Source organism: Archangium sp., assembly GCF_036389735.1.
Taxonomy (GTDB): domain Bacteria; phylum Myxococcota; class Myxococcia; order Myxococcales; family Myxococcaceae; genus Archangium.
This window is the reverse complement of record NZ_DASVWK010000483.1, coordinates 1-11,529: the sequence shown is the minus strand read 5'-3', so window position 1 is coordinate 11,529 and position 11,529 is coordinate 1. Positions and strand designations below refer to the sequence as shown.

Sequence of the window (11,529 nt, the reverse complement as noted above, 5' to 3'; positions counted from 1 at the left end):
TACATCATCACGGAGAAAGAGGGACTCCCGTCGGCGTCTGAGTTTACGTCCAGCCTGACTGCGCAATGGCCTGGAGCCACGGTGGAGCGGATTGTGAATCCCGACAGAAGCCATGCCCTGGAGTTCCAGGTCCCCATGGTTCATTCCCATGTGGAGGGACTGCTCGACCGGACCGGGAGTTCCATCAACTTCGAGGGTGACCTCCGGGACATGTCCGAGTTCGTTCAGTGGTGCCGCTCTCTCATCCCGCCCCACCTGCGTCTCATCTTCTGCGATGAGGGCATGAATGGCGATGTGAAGGTGACTCCGCCGATGACAGCCGCAGACATCCTCCAGGCCTTCTATGCGAGCGGTGGGTAGGACCCGGTCCTCATATCGACCTCTCAGGGGCAGGGGGAACGAGTGGGAGACGTACCCGGAACGTCGTTCCCTTGCCTGGAATGGACTCGACGCTCACGTCGCCACCGCTCGCCGTGACGATGCGCTGCACCGTGGCGAGCCCGATGCCGTGGCCCGAGGCTTTCGTCCCCGGGGCCCGGTAGAAGGGCTCGAAGATGTGGGGCAGCGCGTCCGGGTCGATGCCAGGGCCCGTGTCCTTCACCTCGAGCACGCACTGACCCTCCCGCGTGTGCGCGGCCACCGAGACCCGCCGCACGGGCCGGCCCTCCATGAACTTGAGCGCGTTGGTGAGCAGGTTGACGAGGACGACGTAGAGCAGGCCCGGTGGCAGGACCACCCTCACGTCCTCCGGGGGAGTGAGGTCCACCTCACCTTGAATCCGATCGCGCAGGCCACTCACGTCCTCCACCACGTCGGTGATGACGCTACCAAGGCTCGCGCCTGTCACCCCCGCGTCGGGTGGCTCCGCTCGGGCGAAGGCCAACATGCCGTCCAGCAGGTTGTTCGCACGCCGCGAGAGCCGCTCCAGGCGCTCCCCGGCACGCTGGGCACGCGCGTCCTCGGAGGACTTGAGCTGAGCGCCCATCAGCCCCAGGGGCGACAGCAGGTTCTTCACGTCGTGCGCGATGCGGCCCGCGAAGGCATCCAGGTCCTGCCGGGCCCGCGCCGCCCTCACGTTGCCCTCGACCCGGGCCAGCAGCTCCCGCGCGGAGAAGGGCTTCACCAGGTAGTCGTTGGCCCCCGCCGTCAGGCCCTCGATGGTGGCCTCCTCCCCGGCGCGCGCGGACAACAGGATGACGGGGATGCTGGCCGTGCGCGGGTCCGCCCGGAGCTCCCGCAGCAGCCCGAAGCCATCCAACCCCGGCATCATCACGTCCGAGAGCACCACGTCCGGCACCCGCCCCCGCGCCGCCTCCAGGGCCGCCCTCCCGTCCTCGACCGCCACCACGGTGAAGCGGCCCTCCAACAGCCGCACCACGTACTCCCGCATGTCCGGGTTGTCATCGGCCACCAGGATGTGGCCACCGAACGCGCCCGTGGCCGGCGCCCCCGGAACGGCGCCCCGGACCGTGGCGACCGACGTGTCGCCGGCCAGCCATCCCGAAGCCTCCTGGATGAACGCCGTCTCCCCCACCGGGTGCGCGGCGACGCTCCGGGCCTCCACGAGCCGCTCCGCGGGCAGATGGGCCTTGCCTCGGGGAAGCGAGACGGTGAACGTCGTGCCCTGGCCCACCGTGCTCTGGACCCGCACGTCGCCGCCGTGCAGCTTCACCAGCTCCTGCACCAGCGCGAGCCCGATGCCGCTGCCCTCGTAGCTGCGGCCCTTCGCCCCCTCCACCCGGTGGAAGCGGTCGAAGATGCGCGGCAGCTCTTCGGCTGGAATGCCCGTGCCCGTGTCAGCCACGGTCAGCTCCACCCGGTCGTCCCGCCACCCGAGGGACACGCGCAGCTCTCCCTCGAAGGTGAACTTGAAGGCGTTGGAGAGCAGGTTGAGGACAATCTTCTCCCACATCTGCCGATCCACCCAGACGGGCTCCGGCGGGGGTGGGCAGTCCACCGTCAGGCGCAGCCCCGCGTTCTCCACGGTGGCGCGGAAGGCGCTGGCCAGCTCCGCCGTCAGGGTGGACAGGTCCGTCGCCTCATACGTCGCCTGCACCCGGCCCGCCTCGATGCGGCTGAAGTCGAGCAGGCTGTTGACGAGCTTGAGCAGTCGCAGCCCGCCCCGGTGGATGACGTCGAGCTGCCGCCGCTGGGCCTCGGAGAGCGCGCCCTGCCGCTCCGCCAGCAGATCCTCCACCGGCCCCAGCATCAGCGTGAGGGGGGTGCGGAACTCGTGGGACACGTTGCTGAAGAACACCGTCTTCGCCCGGTCCAGCTCCGCGAGGGCCTCGGCCCGCTGCTCGGCCTCTCGCAGCACCCGCACATTGGCGATGGCCGTGGCGGCCTGCCCCGCGACCAGCTCCAGGAAACCGCGGTACCTCTCGTCGAAGACGAGGTGCGGACTCAACCCCGCCACGAGAACGCCCATGGGCCGTGACTCCCCGGGGCGGGACACCGGCAGGGCCAGGGCCTCGTCCGGCACCGGGGCCCCCTCCCGCTGGGCTCCGAAGCGGGCCCGGAGCCCTCGCAGCTGGACGGGCCTTGCCGACTCCAGGACGGCGCCGAGCGACCACGAGTCCGAGGTGTCCGGCTCGGACACGTCCAGGCCGGTGTTGGCCATGAGGCGCGCGTGGCCCCTCTCGTCCACCAGGTAGAGACGGGAGAACGGCACGTCCGAGGGGTTGCGCCGGAGCGCCTCCGCGACGAACTCGCACGTCTGCTCCAGCGTCCTCGTCGCGGCCGCCCTCACCGCGATCTCCTGGAGCATGCGCAGGCGTCTCTCGCTCAGCACCTGCTCGGTCGTCTCCTGGCACGTGACCAGCACCCCGCCCAGACCGCCCGAGTCGTCGGGAACGGGGCTATAGGAGAAGGTGAAGTAGGTCTCCTCGACGAAACCCTTGCGTCTCATCGGAAGGTACAGGTGCTCGCTCCAGGTGGCGGCGCCTCCCTCCTGGATGCCTTGCACCATCGGCCCGATGATGTGCCAGATCTCCGCCCACACCTCCGGCCCCGGTGCGCCCATCGCGCGGGGATGCTTGTCCCCGAGAATCTCACGGTACGCGTCGTTGTAGATCTGGATGAGGTCCTCCCCCCACCAGAGCAACATCGGGAACCGGTTCTCCAGGAGCATGCCCACTATCGTCCAGAGACTGGTCGGCCAGTTCCGCATGGGACCGAGCTTCGTCCGGGCCCAGTCGATGGAGCGCAGGAGCTTTCCCATCTCGCCCCCACCCGACAGCACGGTGACCGAGAGGCCGGGTGCCTTCATGGCGTCCCCTCCTCCGCGTCCACCTGGGGAGCCTGGAGCGGCAGCTCCACCGTGAAGGTGGACCCGCCTCCGGGTGTCTGGGTGACCGTGATGTGCCCGGCGTGGGCCTCCACCACCTGCCGGGCGATCCACAAGCCCAGGCCGAACCCGCTGTAGTGGCGGACGGAGACGGCGCGCTCGAAGCGCTCGAAGATGCGCGCGCGGTCTCCCGGAGCGATGCCGATGCCGTGGTCGGTCACCGTCAGCAAGGCGAGGGAGTCCTCGGACCGGAGGCTCACCTCCACGGGCCTGCCCTCGCCGAACTTCACCGCGTTGGAGAGCAGATTGCCCACCACCTGGCCGATGCGCAGCGCATCGCACCTCGCCACGACGGCGTCGGCATGCTCGAAGGCCAGGGTGCTGCCCGAGCGCGCGGCCTCCTCCCGCACCGCCCCGAGCGCCTCGTCCACGAGCGCACGCAGGTCCACCTCGTCGAGCCGGAGCCGCAGCCGCCCGCTGTTGAGCTGCGCGACATCGAGGAGCGTCTCGATGAGCGAGGTCAGCCGCTGCACGGAGTGGCGGGCCGCCTCGAGCCGGTTCCCCACGCTCGCCCGGCCCTGCTCGCCCAGGTCCCGCGCGATGAGGTCCAACTGGAGCCGGAAGCTGGTGAGGGGCGTCTTCAGCTCATGGCTGGCCACGGAGAGGAAGTCGTCCCGGGCCTGGACGGCTTCCCGGAGACTGGCCTCGAGCACCTCGTGGCGGAGCACCTCCCGGCGCATCCGCGCGAGCTCGAGGTGGGAGCGCACCCGCGCGATGAGCTCCCGGGCGGAGAAGGGCTTGGCCAGGTAGTCGTCCGCTCCCGCCTCCAGTCCGCCGACGGTGGCCTCCTGACCGGCCCGCGCCGACAGCAGGAGGATGGGAATGGCACGCGTGCCCGGGTCCTCGCGCAGCCGCTGCACCAGCCCGAGGCCGTCCAGGCGCGGCATCATCACATCGCTGACGATGAGGTCCGGGGGCCGCTGGCGCGCCGCCTCGAGCGCCGCGAGCCCATCCACCGCCGTCTCGACCTGGAAGTGGGGAGCGAGGACGCGCCGCAGGTAGTCGCGCAGATCCGCGTTGTCATCGGCGACGAGCACCCGACCGGTGGGCTCGGGGGACGGGGGGGCGGGCGTGTCCTCGGGCAACCACCGGAGCGCCTCCTGGAGGTAGGACGAGGCACCTGTCGCGGTGGAGGCGAGCCCGCGCGCGGCCTGGAGCCTGTCCTTCGGGAGGTGCGCCGTGCCCAGCGGGAGGGACACCCTGAACCGGGTCCCCCGGCCCACCTCGCTCTCGACCTCGACCGTGCCCCCGTGCAGCTTGACCAGCTCGCGCACCAGGGCCAGCCCGATGCCCGTCCCCTCGAAGCTCCGGGAGCGCACTCCCCGCACGCGGTGGAACCGCTCGAACAGGTGGGGCAGCTCGTGCGCGGGAATGCCCGTGCCCGTGTCCTCCACCTCCAGCACGGCGTGGCCCGCCCTCTCGCACAGCCGCACGGTGATGCCACCCTCGAAGGTGAACTTGAAGGCGTTCGACACCAGGTTGAGGACGATCTTCTCCCACATCTCCCGGTCCACGTAGACGGGCTCGGACAGCCGCGGGCAGTCCACGTCGAGCGAGAGCCGCGCACGGTCGGTGGCGGACCGGAAGCCGCTGGCGAGGTCCACCGTCAGGGTGGCGAGATCGGTGGGCTCGTAGTTCGCCTCGGAGCGCCCCGCCTCCAGGCGGGAGAAGTCCAGCAGGCTGTTCACGAGTCGCAGCAGACGCTCGCCGTTGCGGACGACGGTCTCCAGGTCCACTCCCCGAAGCGCCCGCTCCGGAGCGGCCAGCGCATCCTGGAGCGGCCCGAGCATCAGCGTCAGCGGGGTGCGGAATTCGTGGGACACGTTGCTGAAGAAGGCCGTCTTGACCCGGTCCAGCTCCGCCAGGGACTCGGCACGCCCGCGCTCCTCTTCGTACGCGCGGGCACTCGCCACCGCGGCGGCGAGCTGACTGGCGGCGAGTTGGAGGAACGTCTGGTAGTGCTCGTCGAGCGTCCGGCGCGGGCTCAGTCCGACGACGAGGAAACCGTAGGGGCGCTCCTGCTCCGCACGCGCGATGGGGAGCACGAGCGCGCTGGACGTGGGCTCCGGCCAGGCGCCTCCCGGCAGCGCCCCGACACGGCCCGCCAGCTCGGAGACGAGCTGCGCCACGCCACCGTGCATGACCTTCGCCAGGGGCCAGACCGCGTCCTCGTCGCCCAGGGCAATCAGGGCCGGGCTCGCGGCCGGGTGGGCGCTGGTGCCCGAGGCGCTCGCGAGCCGCGCCTGGGCCCGCGCCTCGTCCAGGAGGTAGAGCGCCGTGAAGGTGACGTCCACGGTGTTGCGGCCCAGGGCGCGCGTGGCCGCGGAACACGCGTCCTGCACGCTCCGTGCGCCCAGGGTGGCTTCTCCCAGCTCCCGCAGCGTACGCAGCCGGCGCTCGCTGAGCACGCGCTCCGTGGTCTCCGTCACCGTGCAGAAGATTCCGCCCGTCCCGCCACTCTCGACCGCCATGGGCGCGAACGAGAAGGTGAAGTAGGCCTCCTCCAGGTAGCCGTTGCGAAGGAGCGGGAGGAGCTGGTCCTCGGACCAGGTGGCGACTCCCGTCGAGGCCACCCCCTTGAGCATCGGCTCGAGGACGTTCTGGACCTCCGGCCAGACCTCGAGCAGGGGCCTGCCGAGCGCCGAGGGATGCTTCATCCCGAGAAGGTGGGAGTAACCCTCGTTGTAGAACATCGCGAAGCGCGGCCCCCAGAAGAGGACGGTGGGGAAGCGCGAGCTGAGGCAGATGCTGGAGGCGGTGCGCAGGCTCTGCGGCCAGTCGCGCGGAGGGCCGAACGGCGTCTTCTCCCAGTCCAGCTCGTGGATGAGCGCCCCCATCTCGCCCCCGTGCGTGAGGCTCTTGGCGAATGGGTCGGTGCTCATGGGGCTGCTCGCTCCTCAGGTGTCCGTGTCGGGCGGAGCCTCACCCGTCACCTTGCCGATGATGTCGATGCGCTCGGCCACTCCGGTCCCATCGCGCCGGAGCTCGTAGACCAGGCGGACCTTCCTTCCGGGCTTCACCGCGCCGAGGTCCGCCTGGATGCCGTTCTCGAGGACGCTCGTCTCGGGCGTCACCCAGACGCGCACCTTCTTCTCCCAGGGCGCCATCGGGTTGAACACCCAGGCCTTGCCCTCCTGGCCCACCCGGGTGAAGACGCCGGTCTCCACCATCGGCTCGCTCACGTACACGCCCGCCGCCTGCCGCCGGTTCACACAGGCGCTCCCCAACGTCGCGGCCAGCATCATGGCCACCAGCACCGGTTTCCTCATGGTTCCTCCTCCTGCCGGATCCTCGAGGTGAAGCTGGCGTGGCTTCGGGGTGACGGCCATCCTCCCGGGCGGATCAGGGGCCCGAGTGCTTCCTGGCGAACAGGCCCCCGGTGGTCCGTCTGACGGTGCTCAGCTCAAGGCTTCCTGGCACTTGGGGCAGACCTCCGCCCCCGCCGCCACCTTCTCCGAGTAGGTCCAGCAGCGCGGGCACTTCGCGCCCCTCGCCGGCAGCACCTCCGCCTTCACCTCCTCGCCCAGCGCCTGCGCCAGGTTGAGCGCCTGCGCCTTGTCCCCCGCCTCGTCCGCCAGCTCCACCTGGCTCACGATGAGCAACCCCGGCAGCTCCCCCAGGTTCGCCTTCAGGAAGTCGCGCGCCTTGCCGCTCGCGCTCAGCACCACCCGCGCCTCCAGCGACGCGCCAATCATCTTGTCCCGACGCGCCGCCTCCAGCTGCGCCTGCACCGCGCCGCGCACCGCGAAGAGCTTCTCGTACCGCTCCCCCAGCGCCGCGTCCGCCTTCACCGCCGGCTCCGGGAAGTCCGTCAGGTACACGCTCTCCGCCTTCTTCCCCGGCAGGTACTGCCACGCCTCCTCCGCCGTGAAGCTCATCACCGGCGCCAGCAGCTGCAGCAGCACCGTCGACACCTCGTGCAGCACCGTCTGCGCGCTGCGCCGCGCGGGGCCCGTCGTCTTCGTCGTGTACAGCCGGTCCTTGAGGATGTCGAAGTACACCGCCGACAGGTCACCCGCGCAGAAGTCCACCACCGTCGCGTACACGAGGTGGAACTCGTAGGCCTCGTATGCCTTGCGTACCCGCGTCACCACCTCGGACAGCCGGCCCCGCGCCCACTGGTCCAGCGGCAGCAGCTCGGCCGCCGGCACCGCGTCCTTCGCCGGGTCGAAGTCGTACAGGTTGCTCAGCGCGTACCGGATGGTGTTGCGGATCTTCCGGTAGCCCTCGCTCAAGCCCTTGAGGATCTGATCCGACAGGCGCACGTCGTTGCGGTAGTCGCTGCTGGCCACCCACAGCCGCAGCACCTCCGCCCCGTACTGCTGGATGATCTTCTCCGGGGCCACCACGTTGCCCCGGCTCTTGGACATCTTCTCGCCCTGCCCGTCCACCACGAAGCCGTGCGTCAGGCACGCCTTGTAGGGCGACATGTCCCGCGTCCCCACCGCCACCAGGATGGACGAGTGGAACCAGCCACGGTGCTGATCACTCCCCTCCAGGAAGAGGTCCACCGGCATCCGCTGCCGCCGCCCCGACACCGCGCTGAACGCGCACGCCGAGTCGAACCACACGTCCAGGATGTCCGTCTCGCGGCGGAACTCCGCCTTGCCGCACTTCTGGCACTGGTAGCCGGCCGGGAGGAACTCCTTCACCGGGGTGCGGTACCACACGCCCGCGCCCTCCTTCTCCACCGCGCCCGCCACCTTCTCCATCAGCTCCGGGGAGATGACCGCCTCCTCGCAGCCCTCGCAGTACGCGATGGGGATGGGCACGCCCCACGTCCGCTGGCGGCTGATGCACCAGTCCGGCCGCGTCTCCAGCATGCCCCGGATGCGGCTGTGCCCCCACGAGGGCACCCACTGCACCCGGTCCACCTCGTCCAGCACCTGCTGGCGGAACGTCTTCTCGCCCTTGAGCGGCCGATCCAACGGGATGAACCACTGGTACGTGGCGCTCAAGATGACCGGGTTGTGGCAGCGCCAGCAGTGCGGGTAGCTGTGCTCGACCTTGTCCGACTTGTCGTTGAGCAGCACGCCCTTGTCGACCAGCGCGTCGATGATGACCGGGTTGGCCTCGAAGACCTTCTTGCCCGTCAGCCAGCTGCCCACGCTCTCGTCGTAGCGGCCGTCCTGGCGCACCGGGTTGTAGATGTCGAGCCCGTACTTCAGGCCCACCTCGTAGTCCTCCTGGCCGTGCCCCGGCGCCGTGTGCACCAGGCCCGTACCGGCCTCCAGCGTCACGTGCTCACCCAGGAGGATCTTCCCCTGCCGCTCGTAGAAGACGTGCTGGTAGGTGCAGCCCTCCAGCTCGTCGCCGCGCGCGTAGGCGAGGATGCGCTCCGGGTCCACCAACGCCGCCGCCGACACGTCACCGCCCGGCAGCTTCACGTTCTTCACCGCCAGCTCGTCCGCCTTCACCTCGGCCAGCACCTTGGGCAGCAGATCCTTCGCCACGCAGATGACCCGCTCGCCGAGCGCGTAGAACACGTACTCGTACTCGCCGTTCATCGCGATGGCCAGGTTGGCCGGCAGCGTCCAGGGCGTGGTGGTCCAGATGACGAAGGCGACGTTCCGGCCCTCGAGCTTCGGCACCCGCTCGGCCAGCTCGGGGCCCGCGGGGAAGGCCACGTACACCGAGGGGCTCGCGTGGTCCTCGTACTCCACCTCGGCCTCGGCCAGCGCCGTCTGGTCGGTGAGGCAGAAATACACCGGCTTCTTGCGCCGGTAGAGCATGCCCCGCTGCGCGAAGGTGGCCAGCTCGCGGATCTCCTGCGCCTCGTAGGAGAAGTCGAGCGTGCGGTAGGGGTTGTCCCAGTCCCCGAGCACGCCCAGGCGCTTGAACTCGGTGCGCTGGATGTCGATGAACTCCAGCGCGTACGTGCGGCACTGCTCCAGGAAGGAGTCGCGGTCCAGCGTGCGCTTGTCGATCTTCTTGTCCTTGAGCCGCTTCTCCACGGCCTGTTCAATCGGCAGACCGTGGGTGTCCCAGCCGGGGATGTAGTCGCACCGGCGGCCGGACAGGTTGCGGTACTTCACGACGATGTCCTTGAGGACCTTGTTGAGCGCGTGGCCCGCGTGGATGTGGCCGTTGGCGTACGGGGGCCCATCCGTCAGCACGAAGGGCTCTGCGTCCGCGCGCCGCTCCAGAGTCTTTCCCCAGATGCCTCGCTCCGCCCACCAGCCGAGCATCTTGGGCTCGAGCTGGGCCAGGTTCCCCTTCATGGGGAAGTCCGTCTTCGGGAGGTTGACCGAGTCCTTGTAGTCCTTGGGGGGTGCGCCGGTGTCGCTCATGGCAACTGGCCGTAACACGCACGAGCAGGCGCTTCAATCCGCCTGCGCACCCGACCGTCACCCAGGCGGCCAGCCTGCCCTCGTCAGTCGCAGTCCTTGGGGACCGGAGCGGACGCCGGCAGGCCGAAAGAGGCGGGCTCCACCACTCCCCCGGCGTCATGGCACGAGAGCGTCGGGTCTCCGGAGAGGGTCCGGTACAGCACGCACGAGGCGCGCTCGACGAAGGGGGCCTGCCGCCGCCAGTAGTCCTTGCCCCGGCGGGCCAGCAGCGCCACGGCGTAGCGGTCCCCGCCGGGCACCTGAACCACGCCCACCTCGGTGAGGGTGTTGTAGACGGAGTCGTCCGAGCAGCAGCCGGGCGGCAGCCAGCCGGCCTTGTGCATCAGCGTGGCGCGGGCGGGCTCGGGCAGCAGGGCCCCCATCCACCCGCCGCACCCGGTGCGAGGGGTGAGCGTCATCCAGTGGCGCAGCGCCTGCGTCTCCGACGGGCCGAGCAGCGCGCCCTGGTCCAGCCGCGAGAGGACGTCCACCGCGTCCCGGGCGGTGAAGTAGTTGTTGTCGCCCAGTTCCCGGGGCGAGTTGGTGGCCACGCGCGGCTCGCCGTAGCGCCACCGGGTGAGGGCGGTGTGCTTCAGCCCCAGCTCCCGGTACCAGTCGTTGACGGCGTCGATGCCGATGAGGTCGATGACCTCGCCCGACACCTCGTTGTCCGAGGTGCGGAAGATGGGCTCGGCGAGGGGGGCCACCTTGTCGGTGCCCACGCGCGCGAGCGCCGCCGCCACCCACAGCACCTTCGCCGCGCTGGCCGACACGTGGGGCACCTCGTCCCCGAAGCCGGCGTACTCGCCCGTGCGGAGGTTGCGCACGGCGATGGCCACGTCCGTGCCGGGCGACAGCAGGGCCGCCTCGGCGCCGAGCTTCGTCACCACCTCCCGCAACGAGGGCGTCGGCGCGGCGGCCGGCACGGGCTCGGGTCGGACGCCACGCGCCACGCACCCCGGCGCGGTGAGCAGCAGCCCCACCACCGCCCACGCTCCCACTCCCGCACGACCGCGACTCATCACCGGCTGCTTCCTCCTCAGGGCTTGCCCACCTCGGGCGTGGGCGCGTCCAGGGCCGGAGCCTCGACGGACGTGCGGAGCATGAGGAGGACGGACACGCGGCCACCCGGTCCCGGGCGAAGCCCCACGCGCAGTTCCTCCCCGCCCCGGCGCCACGTGCCCTGGGCCTCCTCGGTGAAGCCCGCCGCGCGCAGCTCCGTCAGGTAGAACTCCCCCACCTTCGCCGGCTCCGCCACCACGGTGTACGCCAGCGAGCGCGCTCCCTCCATGTCGCTGCGCATGACGTCCGTGCCCCCCGGGAAGATGGGGGCGAAGGTGTCCTGCTCCTTGCGCGCCTTGCCCAGGTTGGCCTCGCCCATCACCACCGTGGTGGTGCCGTCCGGGTTGGGCTGGAGGAAGAAGGTGTAGGAGATGAGCCGGTCCGTATCCAGCGCGGTGAGCTGAGGCTCGGCCAGCCGCTGGGTGCGATGGGCGTCCGGGGGGATGTAGAAACCGGCGGCCTCGAAGCGGTCCACCAGATGCTGAAGGATGATCTCGGGGCGCTCCGCGCTCTTCACCGAGCGCAGCTTCACCGGGACACCGTTGGCCCGCATCACCCCCGGCACGTCCACCGACTCCAGCACCCGGGGCACGTCCCAGGTGAAGGTCGGCCGCTGCGCGAAGGCCACGCCCGCGCTCCACAGCACCGCCAGGACCAGCACTCCCACGCGAGCCATCAGGGGCACACCTCTCCCAGGAAGCAGTTGCCACGACCGTTGTAGGAGGTGTCGTACTCGGTGGTGGGGCTCTTGGCGCCCGGCGTCGTCACCCAGTCGTTCGGGTCCTGGTCGCC

Annotated in this window: 7 protein-coding genes; 1 reads left to right on the top strand and 6 read right to left on the bottom strand. The window is 70.4% G+C overall.

Going from position 1 to position 11,529, the window contains the following annotated elements; translation table 11 throughout:
- The coding region (locus tag VF794_RS17210; protein WP_331111741.1) for a hypothetical protein at window positions 1-360 on the top strand (360 nt) is incomplete at its 5' end.
- Window positions 361-370: 10 nt separating this feature from the next.
- Here VF794_RS17210 and VF794_RS17205 read toward each other — a convergent pair.
- From VF794_RS17205 to VF794_RS17180, 6 genes are all read right to left on the bottom strand, one after another.
- On the bottom strand, window positions 371-3,268 hold the full coding sequence (locus VF794_RS17205) for an ATP-binding protein (RefSeq protein WP_331111739.1): 2,898 nt from the start codon (window positions 3,266-3,268) through the stop codon (window positions 371-373).
- Entirely contained in the window at window positions 3,265-6,228 is a 2,964-nt protein-coding gene (locus tag VF794_RS17200; RefSeq protein WP_331111737.1) for an ATP-binding protein, read from the bottom strand. Before VF794_RS17200 ends, VF794_RS17205 begins: the two co-directional genes overlap by 4 nt.
- Window positions 6,229-6,243: 15 nt before the next feature.
- The gene (locus tag VF794_RS17195) at window positions 6,244-6,615 is read right to left on the bottom strand and encodes a hypothetical protein (RefSeq protein ID WP_331111735.1); all 372 of its coding nucleotides are present in this window, start codon (window positions 6,613-6,615) and stop codon (window positions 6,244-6,246) included.
- Between the two features lie 129 nt (window positions 6,616-6,744).
- Entirely contained in the window at window positions 6,745-9,636 is a 2,892-nt protein-coding gene (ileS, locus tag VF794_RS17190) for an isoleucine--tRNA ligase (RefSeq protein WP_331111733.1), read from the bottom strand.
- A gap of 83 nt (window positions 9,637-9,719) precedes the next feature.
- Window positions 9,720-10,697 (bottom strand): serine hydrolase, encoded by a 978-nt coding sequence (locus tag VF794_RS17185; protein ID WP_331111731.1) that lies wholly within the window; start codon window positions 10,695-10,697, stop codon window positions 9,720-9,722.
- Between the two features lie 17 nt (window positions 10,698-10,714).
- A complete protein-coding gene (locus VF794_RS17180; protein WP_331111729.1) occupies window positions 10,715-11,413 on the bottom strand; it encodes a hypothetical protein in 699 nt (232 codons plus the stop codon).
- Between the last annotated feature and the right edge of the window lie 116 nt (window positions 11,414-11,529).

Excerpts from the sequence above, each read along its gene's own strand:
- VF794_RS17180 (WP_331111729.1), bottom strand. The coding sequence starts at position 11,413 with ATGGCTCGCGTGGGAGTGCTGGTCCTGGCGGTGCTGTGGAGCGCGGGC.
- VF794_RS17205 (WP_331111739.1), bottom strand. The coding sequence starts at position 3,268 with ATGAAGGCACCCGGCCTCTCGGTCACCGTGCTGTCGGGTGGGGGCGAG.
- ileS (WP_331111733.1), bottom strand. The coding sequence starts at position 9,636 with ATGAGCGACACCGGCGCACCCCCCAAGGACTACAAGGACTCGGTCAAC.
- VF794_RS17185 (WP_331111731.1), bottom strand. The coding sequence starts at position 10,697 with ATGAGTCGCGGTCGTGCGGGAGTGGGAGCGTGGGCGGTGGTGGGGCTG.
- VF794_RS17200 (WP_331111737.1), bottom strand. The coding sequence starts at position 6,228 with ATGAGCACCGACCCATTCGCCAAGAGCCTCACGCACGGGGGCGAGATG.
- VF794_RS17195 (WP_331111735.1), bottom strand. The coding sequence starts at position 6,615 with ATGAGGAAACCGGTGCTGGTGGCCATGATGCTGGCCGCGACGTTGGGG.